Origin of the sequence: Pararhizobium sp., assembly GCF_035497515.1 — a bacterium.
Lineage (GTDB): Bacteria > Pseudomonadota > Alphaproteobacteria > Rhizobiales > Rhizobiaceae > Pararhizobium.
This window is the reverse complement of the sequence record NZ_DATJDJ010000227.1, coordinates 1-16374: the sequence shown is the minus strand read 5'-3', so window position 1 is coordinate 16374 and position 16374 is coordinate 1. Positions and strand designations below refer to the sequence as shown.

At 60.5% G+C, this 16374-nt stretch carries 19 protein-coding genes; 10 read left to right on the top strand and 9 right to left on the bottom strand.

What is annotated here, in order from left to right; translation table 11 throughout:
• Positions 1–87 precede the first annotated feature (87 nt).
• A complete protein-coding gene (locus VL202_RS24040; protein WP_325466578.1) occupies positions 88–1290 on the bottom strand; it encodes a pyridoxal phosphate-dependent aminotransferase in 1203 nt (400 codons plus the stop codon).
• 461 nt (positions 1291–1751) lie between these two features.
• Between VL202_RS24040 and VL202_RS24035 the strand changes: the two genes are divergently transcribed.
• From VL202_RS24035 to VL202_RS24015, 5 genes are all read left to right on the top strand, one after another.
• Positions 1752–4106, top strand: a complete 2355-nt coding sequence (locus VL202_RS24035) for a marine proteobacterial sortase target protein (RefSeq protein WP_414692940.1) — start codon at positions 1752–1754, stop codon at positions 4104–4106.
• A complete protein-coding gene (locus VL202_RS24030; protein ID WP_325466577.1) occupies positions 4096–4785 on the top strand; it encodes a class GN sortase in 690 nt (229 codons plus the stop codon). The genes VL202_RS24035 and VL202_RS24030 overlap by 11 nt, the downstream gene beginning before the upstream one ends.
• Positions 4786–4844: 59 nt before the next feature.
• Entirely contained in the window at positions 4845–5999 is a 1155-nt protein-coding gene (locus VL202_RS24025; protein WP_325466576.1) for a PQQ-dependent sugar dehydrogenase, read from the top strand.
• A 515-nt stretch (positions 6000–6514) separates the two neighbouring features.
• A complete protein-coding gene (locus VL202_RS24020) occupies positions 6515–6730 on the top strand; it encodes a cold-shock protein (RefSeq protein WP_325466575.1) in 216 nt (71 codons plus the stop codon).
• Positions 6731–6873: 143 nt separating this feature from the next.
• Positions 6874–7302 carry a BA14K family protein gene (locus VL202_RS24015; RefSeq protein WP_325466574.1) on the top strand — a complete coding sequence of 143 codons (429 nt, stop codon included), beginning with the start codon at positions 6874–6876 and terminating at the stop codon, positions 7300–7302.
• Between the two features lie 91 nt (positions 7303–7393).
• Here VL202_RS24015 and VL202_RS24010 read toward each other — a convergent pair whose 3' ends face one another.
• Both VL202_RS24010 and VL202_RS24005 read right to left on the bottom strand, forming a co-directional pair.
• A complete protein-coding gene (locus tag VL202_RS24010) occupies positions 7394–8035 on the bottom strand; it encodes an MBL fold metallo-hydrolase (protein ID WP_325466573.1) in 642 nt (213 codons plus the stop codon).
• A gap of 123 nt (positions 8036–8158) precedes the next feature.
• The gene (locus VL202_RS24005) at positions 8159–8482 is read right to left on the bottom strand and encodes a hypothetical protein (protein ID WP_325466572.1); all 324 of its coding nucleotides are present in this window, start codon (positions 8480–8482) and stop codon (positions 8159–8161) included.
• Positions 8483–8596: 114 nt separating this feature from the next.
• Between VL202_RS24005 and VL202_RS24000 the strand changes: the two genes are divergently transcribed.
• The gene (locus tag VL202_RS24000; RefSeq protein ID WP_325466571.1) at positions 8597–8860 is read left to right on the top strand and encodes a hypothetical protein; all 264 of its coding nucleotides are present in this window, start codon (positions 8597–8599) and stop codon (positions 8858–8860) included.
• An 85-nt stretch (positions 8861–8945) separates the two neighbouring features.
• Here the strand turns inward: VL202_RS24000 and VL202_RS23995 are convergent, their stop codons facing one another.
• Entirely contained in the window at positions 8946–9836 is an 891-nt protein-coding gene (locus tag VL202_RS23995; RefSeq protein WP_325466570.1) for a branched-chain amino acid aminotransferase, read from the bottom strand.
• A 271-nt stretch (positions 9837–10107) separates the two neighbouring features.
• Between VL202_RS23995 and VL202_RS23990 the strand changes: the two genes are divergently transcribed.
• From VL202_RS23990 to VL202_RS23980, 3 genes are read left to right on the top strand one after another with little or no spacing between them, the layout of a single operon-like run.
• Positions 10108–10593, top strand: a complete 486-nt coding sequence (locus VL202_RS23990) for a MarR family transcriptional regulator (RefSeq protein WP_325466569.1) — start codon at positions 10108–10110, stop codon at positions 10591–10593.
• Positions 10594–10643: 50 nt separating this feature from the next.
• Entirely contained in the window at positions 10644–11345 is a 702-nt protein-coding gene (locus VL202_RS23985) for a response regulator transcription factor (protein ID WP_325466568.1), read from the top strand.
• A gap of 23 nt (positions 11346–11368) precedes the next feature.
• Positions 11369–12748 carry an ATP-binding protein gene (locus tag VL202_RS23980; RefSeq protein ID WP_325466567.1) on the top strand — a complete coding sequence of 460 codons (1380 nt, stop codon included), beginning with the start codon at positions 11369–11371 and terminating at the stop codon, positions 12746–12748.
• A gap of 117 nt (positions 12749–12865) precedes the next feature.
• On the opposite strand, the gene VL202_RS23975 is transcribed toward VL202_RS23980, so the two are convergent.
• The 5 genes from VL202_RS23975 to VL202_RS23955 all read right to left on the bottom strand — a co-directional run bounded on the left by VL202_RS23975 (position 12866) and on the right by VL202_RS23955 (position 15807).
• Positions 12866–13423, bottom strand: coding sequence for a dual specificity protein phosphatase family protein (locus VL202_RS23975; protein ID WP_325466566.1), 558 nt, complete (start codon positions 13421–13423; stop codon positions 12866–12868).
• 11 nt (positions 13424–13434) lie between these two features.
• The gene (locus VL202_RS23970; RefSeq protein WP_325466565.1) at positions 13435–13776 is read right to left on the bottom strand and encodes a tRNA-binding protein; all 342 of its coding nucleotides are present in this window, start codon (positions 13774–13776) and stop codon (positions 13435–13437) included.
• 15 nt (positions 13777–13791) lie between these two features.
• Positions 13792–14610, bottom strand: a complete 819-nt coding sequence (gene proC / locus VL202_RS23965) for a pyrroline-5-carboxylate reductase (RefSeq protein WP_325466564.1) — start codon at positions 14608–14610, stop codon at positions 13792–13794.
• A gap of 2 nt (positions 14611–14612) precedes the next feature.
• The gene (locus tag VL202_RS23960; RefSeq protein WP_325466563.1) at positions 14613–15113 is read right to left on the bottom strand and encodes a YbjN domain-containing protein; all 501 of its coding nucleotides are present in this window, start codon (positions 15111–15113) and stop codon (positions 14613–14615) included.
• 433 nt (positions 15114–15546) lie between these two features.
• On the bottom strand, positions 15547–15807 hold the full coding sequence (locus VL202_RS23955; RefSeq protein WP_325466562.1) for an accessory factor UbiK family protein: 261 nt from the start codon (positions 15805–15807) through the stop codon (positions 15547–15549).
• A gap of 187 nt (positions 15808–15994) precedes the next feature.
• Between VL202_RS23955 and VL202_RS23950 the strand changes: the two genes are divergently transcribed.
• Positions 15995–16374: prolipoprotein diacylglyceryl transferase (locus tag VL202_RS23950; RefSeq protein ID WP_325466561.1), on the top strand; the 380-nt coding region annotated here is incomplete at its 3' end.

Below are 16374 nucleotides of genomic sequence, written 5' to 3'. Positions count from 1 at the left end.
GCGCGCCACCAAGAAACAGACAAGCAACCCAACAAAAACCCGCCATCACAGGCTGGTTTTCATGAGTTATATCAGTCTCTTGCCAGATTACTTGCAAGCCGCGCAAAAGCGCTGGATGCGCTTGCAGGCTTCTTCAAGCTGCTCTTCCGAGGTCGCATAGGAGATGCGGAAGTTCGGGCCGAGGCCGAAGGCCGAACCGTGGACGACGGCGACGCCTTCGGATTCCAGCAGTTCGGAGACAAAGTCTTCGTCGGTCGCGATGACCTTGCCGCTCGGCGCGGTCTTGCCGATCAGGCCCTTGCAGGACGGGTAGACGTAGAACGCGCCTTCCGGCGACGGGCACTCGATGCCCTTGGCCTGGTTCAACATCGAGACGACGAGGTCGCGGCGGCCTTCGAAGATCTTCTTGTTTTCCGGGATGAAATCCTGCGTGCCGTTCAGCGCCTCGACGGCGGCCCACTGGGCGATCGAGCAGGCGCCCGAGGTCTGCTGGCCCTGGATCATGTCCATCGCCTTGATAAGCGCGAGCGGGCCGGCCGCATAGCCGATGCGCCAGCCGGTCATGGCATAGGCCTTGGACACGCCGTTCATCGTCAGCGTACGATCATAGAGCTTCGGCTCGACTTCGACCGGGGTCGCGAACTTGAAGTCGCCATAGGTCAGGTGCTCATACATGTCGTCTGTCAGCACCCAGACATGCGGGTGCTTCAACAGCACGTCCGTCAGCGCCTTGAGTTCGTCATGGCTATAGGCGGCGCCCGACGGGTTGGAGGGCGAGTTGAAGATGAACCACTTGGTCTTCTCCGTGATCGCCTTGTCGAGGTCATCAGCCGTCAGCTTGAAGTTGTTGGCCTGGGTGGCTTCAACGAAGATCGGGGTACCGCCGCAGATCGACACCATTTCCGGATAGGACACCCAGTAAGGTGCCGGGATAACGACTTCATCGCCCGGATTCATCGTCGCCATGAAGGCGTTGAAAAGAATCTGCTTTCCGCCGGTGCCGACGATCGTCTGGGCAGCGGTGTAGTCGAGATTGTTCTCACGCTTGAACTTCTTCGAAATCGCCTCGCGCAGTTCCGGAATGCCCGACACCGGCGTGTACTTCGTCTCGCCGCGGTTGATCGCGTCGATGGCGGCCTTCTTGATATTGTCAGGCGTATCGAAATCCGGCTCACCGGCGCCAAGCCCGATCACATCGCGACCCTTGGCTTTCAGTTCCCGGGCTTTCTGGGAAACGGCGATGGTGGCGGATGGCTTTACACGGGAAAGGGCGTCGGCAAGAAAGGCCATGATATGTTTGTCCTGATCAGGTTGAAACAGCATGCGGCCGAAGGAGCGTGTTCTGGCGGCTCCCTGAGCGGTTAGGTGTATGTCGAAAGACAGCCCCGGTTTCAAGCGCAAACAGCCCGGAAATCCGGCAAAATGCGTGACCATGACAATGTTTCATGGATGCGATCAGCCACGCGGATGAATCATTTTGTCGGCGACAGCGCCGATGCCGCTGAAATGACTCCGTTTTCCCACGCCGGTTAAAGAGAAGTGTCTATGTGCGGCACAGCACCGGCGGCGAAAGAATACAACGTTTCACCGGCAAGTTTTATTCATCAAAAACAGCAGCTTTGGCGGATTTTCGCAACGCCTTGATTTGGTCACAACAAATGCCTTGGCCCGCCGCAATTCCGTCCTTGTGCGGCCGGTTTCCGGGCATTTCCTGACGGCATACGAATCCAATTGCGCCGAGGGGGTCTGCAATGCTTCTGGACACTGAAAATTCGAGAACGCCGCCAAGCCGCCCGCTTGTGCCGCAGGTCGAATACATGCTGGTCGCGGCGCTTATCGCCGTGACGGCTGGCCTGCTCTTTGCCTTGGGCTTCTTCTCCCACGCCGCCGCCGAGACGAGCGAAGGCAAGCCGCAGCATTTCGCGGGCTATGTCCGCCCCAACGACATGGGGACCGGCGCCCTGCTCTTCCCCTCGAAGGAACCCGGCGCTTTCGTCGAGGCGCCGCGGCTTGCGACCGATGTCGTCATCGACGTCAACGGTCCGATCATGCGCACCCGCGTCACCCAGCGCTTCGAGAACCCGAGCAAGGGTTGGGTCGAGGGCACCTATGTCTTTCCGCTGCCGGAAAACTCCGCCGTCGATACGTTGAAGATGCAGATCGGCGATCGCTTCATCGAGGGCCAGATCAAGGCTCGCGAGGAAGCCCGCCAGGTCTATGAACAGGCGAAGGCCGAGGGCAAGAAGACCGCGCTTCTGGAGCAGCAGCGCCCGAATATCTTCACCAATCAGGTCGCCAATATCGGTCCCGGCGAAACCATCGTCGTGCAGATCGAATACCAGAGCAGCGTGAAGCAATCGGGTGGCGAATTCTCGCTGCGCTTCCCGATGGTGGTCGCGCCGCGCTACAATCCAGATCCGATCGTCCAGACGGTCGATCTCGATCCGAATTCCGGCTTTGCGGTGAATGACCCTGTTCCGAACCGCGACAAGATTACCGCGCCCGTGCTGAACCCCGCCGAGAACGCCAGGATCAATCCGGTGACGCTGACCGTCAACCTGAACGCCGGCTTCCCGATCGGCGCCGTTACCTCGCCGTTCCATGAGACCGACATCCGACCGGTTGACGACATGGCGCGCGCGATTTCGCTGAAGGGCGGCAGCGTGCCGGCCGACAAGGATTTTGAGCTCGACTGGACGGCTGCCGCCGGCAAGACGCCACATGCCGGCCTGTTCCGCGAGACCCTCGACGGCAAGACCTATCTGCTCGGCTTCGTCACGCCGCCGACCGACGATGTAACCGCGACGGAAACACATCCGAAGCGCGAGGTGATCTTCGTCATCGACAATTCAGGCTCGATGGCCGGCCCGTCGATCGAGCAGGCTCGCGAGAGCCTGGCGCTCGCCATTTCCAAGCTGCGGCCGGAGGATCGCTTCAACGTCATCCGCTTCGACGACACGATGAGCGTGCATTTCCCCTCGCTGGTGCAGGCGACACCCGACAAGCGCGAGGACGCCATCGCCTTCGTGCGGGGCCTGACGGCGGACGGGGGCACCGAAATGCTGCCCGCGCTGGAAGCAGCCTTGCGCACACAGGGTCCGGTCACGGACGGCGCCCTTCGGCAGGTCGTATTCCTGACCGACGGCGCGATCGGCAACGAAGAACAGTTATTCGCCGAGATATCGAAGAACCGTGGCGATGCCCGCGTCTTTACCGTCGGCATCGGCTCGGCACCCAATACCCACTTCATGACCAAGGCCGCCGAAATCGGCAGGGGCACGTTTACGCTGATCGGCTCGGAAGACCAGGTCGCGGCCCGCATGGGCGAACTGTTCGCCAAGCTCGAAAACCCCGCCATGACCGATATTGCCGTCACCTTCGACGGCGCGCATGCGCAGGACATCACGCCGAACCCGATGCCCGACCTTTATCGCGGCGAACCTGTGGTGTTGACCGCCCAACTCGACGGCACATCGGCAAGCGGCAAGCTGCAGATCGTTGGCAAGACCGGCAACCAGCCCTGGCGCATCGAAATGGACGTCGCCAAGGCATCGGAAGGCACGGGTATCGCCAAGCTCTGGGCCCGCCGCAAGATCGAGGACCTGGAAGCCAATGCCTATGCCGTGAATGACGCGGCAGTGCTCGACAAGCAGATCGAGACGGTGGCGCTTGCCAATCATCTGGTCTCCCGCGTCACCAGCCTTGTCGCAGTCGACGTCACGCCGTCACGTCCGGCCACTGAGCCCGTCGCCAGCACCAAGCTGCCGCTGAACCTGCCCGCCGGCTGGGATTTCGGGAAGGTCTTCGGCGAACAGCCGCAGCAGGCCTTGCCAGGGGAACAGCGCAAGGCAGAACTGCAACGGACGGAACAACAGGCGATACTGGTCGCCGACCGCATGGCTGCCGCGCCGACCGCCCGCGCCGCCAGCCTGATCGCCGACGCCGGCACGCAGGTGGACCTGCCACAGACCGCGACGCTGGCGGATCGCTACATCCTGATCGGCCTGATGCTGCTTGCCTTCGCAGTCATGGCGGCAACCACCTTCAGCCTGTGGCGCTGGCAGCTGCGCGGCCTGATCATGGAGGCACGCAACCGTGTCCGATAAACAACATCCAGTCGAAGGGCGCGCCGGTTTCCTGGCGCGCCTCAGTGCCTTGGAAACGGTCGTCCTGGCCGGAATCCTGCTCGTCGCGCTCGCCGGCCTGATGCTGGTGGGCAAGGGTTTCTACCTCAAGGCGAAGGCGGAACTGTCGCAGGTTCTGCTGAAACGCAGTTTCGAGGCGCAACTGCATGGCGAAACAAATGTGAAGCCATGGCCCTGGGCAGACTTTTCGACGGAAGCGGAAATCACCGCGCCGCGGATCGGCCAGACGGCGGTGGTCCTTTCTGGTGCGACCGGCGAAGCGCTTGCTTTCGGACCCGCGCGACTGGCCAACACGCCGGCTCCGGGCGAACTCGGCACGTCCGTCATTGCCGCCCACCGCGACACGCATTTCCGCTGGCTGAAGGATGTCAAGCCCGGTGATCTGCTGGAGGTGACCCGCAAGGACGGGACCAACCTCACCTTCCGCGTCGGTGCAAGCCGGATCGCACGCTGGGACAAGAGCGGCATCAATGCCGATGCGCCCGGCCGCAACCTGGCGCTCGCCACCTGCTGGCCGTTCGATGCGACGACGCAAGGCCCGTTGCGCTACATCGTCAATGCCGAACTCGTGGGCGATGCCGCAACATCCAAGCTCTCGGCGCTCGATGGTCCCGGTCAACCGGCGGTAAAGTCCTTTTGATCGGCCTTGATCCCCTCACGTCAGACCCCAGTTGAGACACTGGAACTGCGCAGAAGGGGATGACGGGCATGCTTGAACGACTTTCGATAACGGCCGGCGCGGCTGCTTTTCTCCTCTCCACCGCATCCATCGTATTCGCCGCCGAGACGGCGCAATTCAACACCGAAAAGGTCACGGTCACGGTCGAAACGGTTGCGTCCGGTCTCGACAATCCCTGGTCGGTTGAAGTTCTGCCCGATGGGGCCTTCCTCTTGACCGAGCTTTCCGGCAACCTGCGCATCATTCGCGACGGCAAGGCATCGGAACCCATTGCCGGCGTGCCGGACGTCGCCCGGCATGGACAGGGCGGACTTCTCGATGTCGCGCTCGACCAGAGCTTCAGGGCCAACCGGACGCTGTTTCTCTCGATGGCCGTCAAGGACGGCAGCGGCTACGGCACGGCCATCGTGCGCGGAGTGCAGTCGGCCGATGGCAGGAATCTGACGGAGACGAAGGAACTGTTCCGCATGGCCAAATTGACGGGCAAAGGCCAGCATTTTGGATCGCGGATCGCCCTTGCGGCCGATGGCAGCCTGTTCTTCGGCATCGGCGATCGCGGCGAGCGCGACCGCGCGCAGGATATGCAGGATCACGCCGGCGCCATCCTGCACATCAATACCGACGGCAGCATTCCCGCCAGCAATCCTTACAAGAACGGCAAGGACGCCAGGCCGGAAATCTGGTCGAAGGGACATCGCAATCCACAAGGCATCGTCATCGACCCCAAGAGCGGCGAACTGCTGACGGTGGAGCACGGCGCGCGTGGTGGCGACGAGATCAACGCGCCCCAGCCCGGTAAGAACTTCGGCTGGCCCGTCATTACCTATGGCAAGGACTATTCCGGCGTCGAGATCGGTGTCGGACAGGCGGCCGAAGGCTACGAGCAGCCGCTCTACTACTGGGATCCATCCATCGCGCCCGGCGCGATCGATATCTATCACGGCGCGATGTTCCCGGAATGGGAAGGCAATATCCTGGTTGGCGCCCTGAAATACCAGTTGCTGGCGCGGCTGGAACGCGACGAGAATGGCCAGGTCGTCTCCGAGGAGCGCCTGTTCGAGGGCGAGTTCGGGCGCATCCGCGACGTCAAGGTCGCGCCCGACGGATCGATCCTGATGCTGACCGATGGCGATGACGCATCCCTGCTGCGGGTCACGGCAGACAACAAGAACTGAGTGCCGGCTCCCGCGTCACTGGCGTGCCTACCGAAAAGGCTAAGTTTGATCAAACGGTTAATATTTGCAGAGACTATCGGGGGCTGCTTGGGCGCCTTACCCGTCAGCGACATATTGCGTCGTAAAAAGCCGAAAAATCATGCACACCGGAATAAACAGCAATAGTTTCAATAGCTTGCAATGCAGTTTGAAAAAAACCTGATTTTTCGGCAGTTGACTGCTTTTCGAATAAGCCAAAATGGCACACTTGTTCCAAAAAACTTTTGCTTGCCAATTTAAAATAAACACATCAATCTTACTGTGTTCGGGCAATCTGCGAACATGGAGAGACCTTTAAATACGCGCGCCGGACCCGCAATATGGTCCGGGCAGTCAGACGGTGAGCGAGTTTTTTGGTGGCTGGCTGCGATTACAGGACTCTTTCTTCTCAGTCGAGAACTGCCTGCCGCATGCCCCTGAGGCAAATATCGTAATGCTGCCCGCCGCATTCGGGCAGAGGATAAAGGACCTGACGTATGGCCGAGACTGGCATTGTTAAATTCTTCAACACCGACAAGGGCTTTGGTTTCATCAAGCCCGACAATGGTGGCGCCGATATCTTCGTGCATATCTCCGCCGTGCAGGCTTCCGGCCTCAACGGACTTTCCGAAAACCAGAAGGTCAGCTACGATACGGAACCGGATCGTCGTGGCAAAGGCCCGAAAGCGGTCAATCTGCAGGTTTCGGGCTAAGCTCCTCTCCTCCAGGCGAGATTCGTGTTTTGAAGCCCGGCATCCTGTCGGGTTTTTCATTCAGCCTGCATTCAGTTTCGCCATATTAGTCTGTTTTCATCATGAAGGACGGAAACGGTCCGGCCTATCACAGGATCAAGATGATGAACAAGGTTATCAAAGCTGCAGTTCTTGCGCTCGCCACGGCAGCCACTGTCATTCCGGCGATCACTCCGGCACAGGCCGAAGACTGGGGCCGCCGCCATTATCACGGTGGTGGACACCATCACAATAACGGCGACGCTGTCGCTCTCGGCGCACTCGGCCTTGCCACCGGCGTGATCATCGGCGGTGCGATCGCCAGCCAGCCACGCTACCAGGAACGCGTCTATATCGACCCGGAGCCCGAATATTACGAGCCGCGCCCGGTCTATCGTCGCGCCCGCCCGGTTGTCGTTCAGAATTACGGCTCGTTGGAGCCCTGGACACCCGGCTGGTACCGCTACTGCTCGCAGCGCTACCGCTCGTTCGACTCACAGACCGGTACGTTCCGCGGTTATGACGGTCGGGACTATTTCTGCCAGGCCGGCTAAGTCGACCAATCGTTAACCAGAAGTAAAGGCATGCGTCATCGGCGCATGCCTTTTTGTTGACCTGTTCCGGAACGGCACAGTCGAATGAAGCTCAAAGACCGCGCAGATAAGGATTGGTGCGGCGTTCCTCGCCGATCTGACCGCCGGGGCCATGGCCGCAGATGAAGCCGACCGTATCTCCGAGCGGCAGTATCTTGTCGCGGATCGATTCGAGAAGCTGCTGGTGATTGCCGCCGGGAAGATCCGTGCGGCCGATCGAACCGCGAAACAGCACGTCACCGACATGGGCGAATCCCTGGACGCGATTGAAATAGACGACATGGCCAGGCGCATGGCCGGGGCAATGCAAAACTTCGAAGACATGATCTCCGAAGGAGACGGTATCCCCCTCCTCCAGCCAGCGGTCCGGCAGAACGTTCTCCACCTTCATCGCCAGTCCGAATTTCTCGGCCTGGGTTTCCAGCCGTTCCAACAATGGCTTGTCGTCCTTGTGGGGGCCGATGATCTCAAGGTTCAGGGCTTCTTTCAGTTCCTTGGCGCCACCGGCGTGATCGATGTGACCATGGGTGAGCCAGATCGCCTTCAGCGTGATGCCATTGTCCTTGATCGTCTGCAGGATGACATCGACATCCCCACCGGGATCGACGATGACGCCTTCCTTCGTGTCGGTGTCGAACAGCACCGTACAGTTCTGCTGGAAATGGGTAACCGGGATAATGCCCGCCTGTAACATGCCGCCTATGCCTCGCTAACTACTGTTGCGAAGCATATAGGATGGATGAGGCGCAATGAAAACAGTGCAACGGGTTATCAAAACAGTTCCGGACAGCGGCACGCGAAAGCGCCGCACGCAGGCTTAACGAACAGCTGCCATTTCGATGGCAACAGGCATAGGTGCCTGCAGGTTGATCGTCGCCATCAGCAGCGCAAAAACGGCAAGCTTTGCGGCGACAACGGTAATCACGACCGGGCGAAGCTGACGGGCGGTGATGGCATTATCCTGGGTCATGGTCGGTTGCATCGGGCTGTTCCTTTTGTTGGCGGGTAAACACCCGGCTTCTTTAAAGGTTCCATGAAAGTGGAACGATTCCAGTATTTTGCATTCCGTCCGATATTTCAGTTCCGAATGGAACACCGAATTGGCGCCCTCATCCGGAGGCGAAAAAATAAAAACCTCCATCAAAAATTGTGAAATTGACTCGGTTCCGATTCCGCATCACCCTGCGCGGGCCGGGTGACGGCGATCGAGCCAAGCCGGGAACCGGCTCGGATCAAGTGAAACGGGGAGAGAACAATGGAAGCGTTATTACCTATCATCACGCAATTGATCGCGGGCGCCGCCGGTGGCAATGCGGCCGGGGCAGTGCTCAAACAACAGGCGGTCAGCGTTGTCGTTCGCACGATCGTCGGAGCGATCGGGGGACTCGGCGGTGGCTTTCTGATCCAGATGCTTGGCGGTGAGGCAGCGGCCATCGGACTGGCCACCCAGGCGATCGGTGCCGCAATCGGCGGCGGCGCCCTCACCGGCCTTGCCGGACTGGTTCTCGGCAAGAAATAGCTGGATCTGCACTTCAGCAGCCAGCTTAGAAAACGAGAAAAGGCGACCGATCGGCCGCCTTTTCAAGATTCAATCGAAAATCCGATCACTCGGCGGCAGCAGCCACCGGATAGACTTCCTTCATATAGTCGTTCATCAGCGTTTCGCTGATCGTTGCCGGTGTGAAGCGGTATGGGCCGATCTCGGAGACAGGCGTCACTTCCGCGGCCGAGCCGGTCAGGAAGCATTCGGAGAACTGCGGCAGTTCTTCCGGCATGATGGCGCGCTCGACCACCTGATAGCCACGACGCTTGGCAAGCTCGATGACCGTCTGGCGGGTAATGCCGTTGAGAAAGCAATCCGGCACCGGCGTATGGATGACACCGTCCTTGACGAAGAAGATGTTGGCACCGGTCGCCTCGGCAACCTGGCCACGATAGTCGAGCATCATCGCGTCCGCATAGCCCTTGGCTTCGGCGGCATGCTTGGAGATGGTGCAGATCATGTAGAGACCGGCGGCCTTGGAAGCGCAGGGCGCGGTCTTCGGGTCCGGCCGGCGGTATTCGGCGATATCGAGGCGGATGCCCTTCAGCTTCTCGACCGGATTGAAATAGCTGCCCCACTGCCAGATGGCGATCGCGACATTGATGCGGTTGTTCTGGGCCGAAACGCCCATCATCTCGGAACCGCGCCAGGCGATCGGGCGAACATAGGCATCGGCGAAGCTCTGACGTTTCAGGAGTTCGATCGTTGCCGCATCCAGCACCTCGACCGAATAGGGAATCGTGAAGCCGAGGATTTCGGCCGACTTATGCAGACGCTGGTTGTGCTCGGTCAGTTTGAAAACGCGGCCGCCATAGGCGCGCTCGCCTTCGAAGACGGCGCTGGCATAGTGCAGGCCGTGGGTGAGCACGTGGATATTGGCATCCTTCCAATCGACAAACTCGCCATTGAACCAGATCTGTCCGTCCAACTGATCAAAAGGAACTGCTGCCATCGTCTTGTCCTCGGGCGCCTATACGCCATTCTTTGTGTTGATTGTCTTCCCTGTTCCAGTTTATCGGCAAACTGAGGCGAGGGAAATTCATTTCGGTGATTTTGGATTGGCGATCAGAGCGGCACGGCCTATCTTCACCGATAGAACCAGCGTCGGCACTTCGCCCTTCTGAGGCTGGGGACTTACCAAGGGTGGAAAAATATGTCAATAAAGCTGACTTATTTTTCCGATTGTTACCGGAAGTGCGTTTCGATTGAAAGGAAATGACTGCGTGGCAGGCCAGCCCAATACAAAAGCCGAGACGGCGACCGCTCCTGCCGAAGCAGACAAGGCGAATGCAGTCGATTTCGAGATCATCGAACTGCTCTTTTTCGCCTACCGGGACTTCACCTCCGATCCCGACGTGATTCTTGAAAAGCGCGGATTCGGGCGAGCGCATCACCGCGTCCTGCACTTCGTCGATCGCGAACCGGGCATGACGGTCGCCGACCTCCTGGAGACGTTGCGCATCACCAAGCAGAGTCTCGCCCGCGTTCTCAAGCAACTGATCGATTCCGGCTATATCCACCAGGTCGCAGGCCCAGAGGATCGCCGCCAGCGCAAGCTCTACACGACCAAGGAAGGCAAGACGCTGGCGCGGGCCTTGGCCGAGCCACAGTCGCGGCGCATAGCCGAAGCCTTGGGCAAGACCGGACCCGGCGCACGCGAGACGATCAAGCGCTTCCTTGCCGGCATGAAGAACGCCGACGACAGCTGAACCATCTTCCGGGGCAAGACCGTCGCGCTAGACAACAGGGCATGTGACAGATGACAAAGACGATCAGGATCGAGGACGACGCTGCCCACCTGCTGGTGGTGGATGACGATCGGCGCATCCGCGATCTGCTCAACCGCTACCTGATGGAAAAGGGGTTTCGGGTCACCACCGCCGCCGACGCCGACGAGGCGCGCCGCAAGCTGGAGGGGATCGATTACGACCTGCTGATCGTCGACGTGATGATGCCCGGCGAGACCGGCATTTCGCTGACCCAGAGCCTGCGCAAGATCAAGACGGTGCCCGTGATCATGCTGACGGCGCTGGCGGAATCGAATGCGCGCATCGAGGGCCTGGAGGCTGGCGCCGACGATTACCTGCCGAAACCGTTCGATCCGCGCGAACTGGTGCTGCGCATCAACAACATCCTGCGCCGCAATGCGCCGGCCAAGGCGCCGAAGGTCGAACAGGTGATCTTCGGCCCGTTCACCTTCTCGGTCGTCCGTAAGGAACTGCGCCGCGGCGCCGATCATATTCGTCTCACAGATCGCGAGCAGGAGATCATGATGCTGTTTTCGCAGCGCGCCGGCGAAACCATCCCGCGCCACGAACTGGTGAGCGACGAGGCGGAGGTCGGCGAACGCACGATCGACGTCCAGATCAACCGTCTGCGGCGCAAGATCGAGGATGATCCGTCCAACCCCGTCTGGCTGCAGACGGTGCGCGGCATCGGCTACCGGCTGAGCGTGGATTGAACAGATGATCCGATCGGGCGGCCATGGCGAGCTTTGACATTCTCAGGCGCTACCGGAGACCCACCGGCGAAAACGCGTGGAAACGCACTGCCCGCTGGCTGCGCCGACAACTGCCGATGGGGCTTTATGCCCGCTCGCTGCTGATCGTCATCATCCCGATGGTGCTGTTGCAGTCGATCGTCGCCTTCGTGTTCATGGAGCGTCATTGGCAGCTCGTGACGCAGAGGCTGTCTGCAGCCGTGACCGGCGACATTGCTGCTGTCATCGACCTGATCGACGCGGCGCCGGGAAATGACTACACCGACATCATCCGCATCGCGCGCGCCAGGCTCGACCTGAACATCTCCATCGAACCCGATGGCGAACTGCCGGCGCCGCGCCCCAAGCCGTTCTTCGAAATCCTCGACCAGATTCTCAGCGAGGAAATTTCCGATCGGATCAGAAAGCCCTTCTGGATCGACACCGTCGGCAATTCCGATCTCGTCGAAGTCCGCATCAAGCTCGACGACAGCCGCATCCTCAGGGTCTATGCGCGCCGCAGCCAGGCCTATGCCTCCAACACCCATATCTTCATCGTCTGGATGGTGGGGGCATCGCTGGTGCTCCTGACCATCGCCATCCTGTTCCTGCGCGGACAAATCCGTCCGATCCTGGCATTGGCAAAGGCGGCCGAAAGCTTCGGCAAGGGACAGAAGATCGACGACTTCTCACCGCGTGGCGCCGAGGAAATCCGTCGCGCCGGCCTTGCTTTCATCCAGATGCGCGAGCGCATCGAACGCCAGATCGAACAGCGCACGGCGATGCTGACCGGTGTCAGCCACGACCTGCGCACCATCCTCACGCGCTTCAAGCTGCAACTGGCGCTGGCCGGCGACAGCGCCGATCTCGACAATCTCAACCAGGATGTCGAGGACATGCAGAGCATGCTTGAAGGCTATCTGGCCTTTGCACGCGGCGAGGCGGAAGAGGACGTTGGTCAGTTGAAGCTGCAGGACCTGATGAACCGGCTGACGCTGGAGGCGGAACTGCACGGCAAGGCGCTGACAACCTCCATCGAAGGCGATGACAACATCCGCGTCCGGCCCAACGCCTTCACCCGGCTTGTGGCGAACCTCGCCTCCAATGCCTACCGCTACGCCAACACCGTGCATATCGATGCCAAGCACAGCATGAAATGGCTGACCATCACCGTTGACGACGACGGCCCCGGCATTCCCGAACGATCCCGCGACGACGTGTTCAAGCCGTTCTTCCGGCTCGACGAGGCCCGCAATCTCGACAGTTCCGGCACCGGCCTCGGCCTCGCCATCGCCCGCGACATCGCCCGCAGTCACGGCGGCAACGTCACGCTGTCGGACAGTCCGATGGGGGGATTGAGGGCCGTGGTTCGGGTGCCGGCCTGATAAAAGTCGGCTATTTTCGCGGATCAGACCGTATCAAACCATCAACCGACCTCTTGTAACAGGCTGCGGTCTCACCGCCAAGGCGCCGTGAAGTGTGGCACCCTGTACCCGAACATCTCACCGAGAATAACCGCCGTCCATTCCACGTCGTGCGTTGAAGCGGTGCCAGGCGTCGATGCGCTTCGGATGCTTCTCCCGCATGGCATCGAGCGGCGCAAGCAGCCGCCCTTCCCTCTGCCAATGCGTGTCGAAGATTTCGATGATGCGGCGGTTCGGCCAGGGCTTGTTGACGATCGACATCAGAGCCGCGAAGGCCTCCCCCTCGCGCCCGGCGCCGAAACGGTAGGCGAGAACGCCATAGGCGAAGGCGGTGGAGCGGCTGACGCCGGCGTGGCAATGGACGAGGATACGGCTGCCATCCGCGTCGATCGCCGGAAGGACATCGTTGAAGAAGGCGGTGATGGCATCGGGAAAATGGGCGGTCGCCAGCGCGTTTTCCTGGTCGCGCAGGCGCACGACATGATGCCTTGCGCGCTCGATGCGCGGCAGGAGTTCGTCGGCGAGTTCCGGATCCAGCAGCGAGACGACATGGGTCGCCTGCCAATCACCGGCCACCATCGCCGCGTCGCGCAGGCAGGTGACACGGACGAATTCGCGGACGGCATTCAAGTCCATGGGGATTGTCCTTACAGAAGCCGCTTGCCGTTCGGTACGGGCTTGTCGGTCGCGGCGAGAACGATGGCGCCGGCCTCGTCCTCGAAGCCGAGTGTCAGCACTTCTGAACGGAAGGGGCCGATCTGGCGCGGCGGGAAATTGACGACGCCGAGTACCTGACGGCCGACCAGGCTTTCCGGCGTATAATGCGTGGTGATCTGGGCCGAGGATTTCTTCAGCCCGATCTCCGGGCCGAAATCGATGACGATCTTGATGGCCGGCTTGCGCGCCTCCGGAAAGGGCGAAGCCTCGATGATCGTGCCGGTGCGGATATCGACACGTTCGAAATCGGCGTAGGCAATGGTCTCGGTCATGGAGAAAGCCCCGAATTAGCCGGCCAGTTCTTCCGCCCGTTTGCGGGCTGCGGCAATCGCCCTGTCGAACAGAGGCTGCATGCCGTCATCGGCCATGAGAATGTTGAGAGCCGCTGCCGTGGTGCCGCCCGGAGACGTCACGTTCTGGCGCAGCTTCGAGGCATCGTCGGGGGACTGGTACAAGAGTTCACCAGCCCCCGCGACGGTTTCCCGAGCAAGCCGCATGGCGAGGTCCGCCTGAAGACCGGCCTTGCGACCGGCCTCCGCCATGCACTCGACGAGATAAAAGACATAGGCCGGACCGCTGCCCGAAACGGCCGTGACCGCATCGATATCGGCCTCGGTCTGGACCCATTCGACGGGACCGGAGACCTTCAGCAGGTTGTGAACGAGATCACGCTTTTCAGCTGAGACCGCGCCATTGGCAAAGGCGCCGGTGACGCCGCGGCCGATCATGGCCGGCGTGTTCGGCATCGCACGGACCATGGCCGCGTCACCGAGATGCGACTGCATGAAGGACAGCGTCGTGCCGGCAGCGACCGATACGACGACGGTCTCGGGGCCAATGAGGCTTTTCAATGGAGGAAGGACCGAGCCCATCACCTGTGGCTTGACCGCAAGGAAGAGTACGCCAGCTTTCAGGCCTTCCGGTGCGGCGGTCTCGTGGCGGGCGCCGTTGTCAGTGATCAGCTTCGCCATGGCCGGCGGCGGACCGGGATCGATGACAAGGAGATTGGAGCCGGAGATACCGCTCTTCAGCCAACCGGCGAGCATCGCGCCGCCCATGTTGCCCGCACCGATAAGAACGATCGGCCCCGCCGCAAGCACTGTCATCGTCACGCTTCTCCGACGGTTTCGAACATCACGGCTTCGACGGCGCTCTGCGCATCGACGCCGGACCAGACCACGAACTGGAAGGCCTGGAAATAGGATTCGCAGGCTTCGAGCGCACTCGACAGAAGCACCTCGACCTGCTGATTGGTGGGCTCCGCGCCGCCCGACAGCAACAGCGACTGGCGGAAGATCACCACGTCTTCCTGGCGCCACAGATCGAAATGCCCCATCAGCACCTGACCATTGATATGGGAGAGAAGCCGAATGACTTCGTTGACGCGGCTATCGGGAACCTTGATGTCGAAGGCGCAGGCAAGATGCAGCGCCTCGAATTCTTCCATCCATGAAAAGGAGACGTGGTAGTCGGTCCACTTGCCCTCGACATTCATGGCGATCTCGTCTTCGCCCGAGCGCTCGAAGGACCAATCATTGTTGGCGGCAACAAACTCGATCATGTCGACCGGGTTCGATTGGCGCTCAAGTTCCAGTTCCATCAAGCTCATGCGTCACCCCAAAAGTCCCGGTGCAGACATGCGTCATCGTGTTCACACACGGGGCTGCAAACTCAAACACCAGAAACAAACACTTATGATTACCGGAAACACGACCATCCTGGCTGACATACCCTGCCTGGAGCTTGCGTGATCCGTTTCGAATCATCATTTAAAATCAGTGTATAATGCCGGAGTCCGCATGAAAGCCCCCTGCGTGGAAAATAGCGCCAGAGGTTGTGGATAGGCTCTGCGAAATTGATTCAGCCCGGCGCCTTAAAGGACTCTGCCATCAGCATTTTTTGACAGTGTCCACAGGGTAAAAAATTTATGAAAATTTCCATTGAAAGATCGGTCGGAAATGACCGCCCGTGCCGTATTGGGACGCCTGGCGGATGATCGTCCCGGAGGCGGCGACAGTTTCAGTGCCGCCGCCCCGGATTCGTTATTTTCCGGCTTCGGCAAGTCGCGCTTCGAGCGCCGCGATCCGGGCGAGAAGGGCGTCGTTTTCATCGCGCGCCTTGAGCGCCATCTCGCGAACGACCTCGAACTCCTCACGCTTCACCAGGTCCATGGAATTGAGCAGCCGCTCGCCCTGGGCGCGAAACACGGTTTCCATCTCCTTGCGAACGCCCTGGGCGGCACCCGCGGCATCCGTCATCAACTTGGCGAAATCATCCAGAATACGGTTTGCGCCTGTGCTCATCGTTTGATCTCCGATCCTTCGTCCATCTGCCGGATTGGCAGGCTTTAGACAGGAGGTAGGGGGACAGGCCGACCGATGCAAGGAAAAATGCCGGGATGACCGCCTTTCCTGCGGGCACCGCGCCTTGACCCTGCCCAACCGGAGGGGCAGTGTTTCGCCAAACAACCGACCGGAATGAAGCAAGACCTTGGAAACAATACCGACACTCCTCTCGATCATGCCTTTCCCGGATATCGATCCGGTGCTGCTTTCCCTCGGCCCCTTGCAAATCCACTGGTACGGCCTCGCCTATGTCGCCGGCATCCTGATCGGCTGGCAATATGCCCGCAGGCTGGTGCGCAACACATCGCTCTGGGCCAACGGCAAGCCCGCCGCAACCGAAAACCAACTCGATGATTTCCTGATCTGGGTCGCGGCCGGCGTCGTCCTGGGCGGGCGCATCGGCTATATCCTGTTCTACGATCTCGGCAGCGTGCTCGCCAATCCCATCCGGGCGCTGGAAATCTGGAACGGCGGCATGTCCTTCCACGGCGGCCTGATCGGCACCATGATCGCCATGATCCTGTT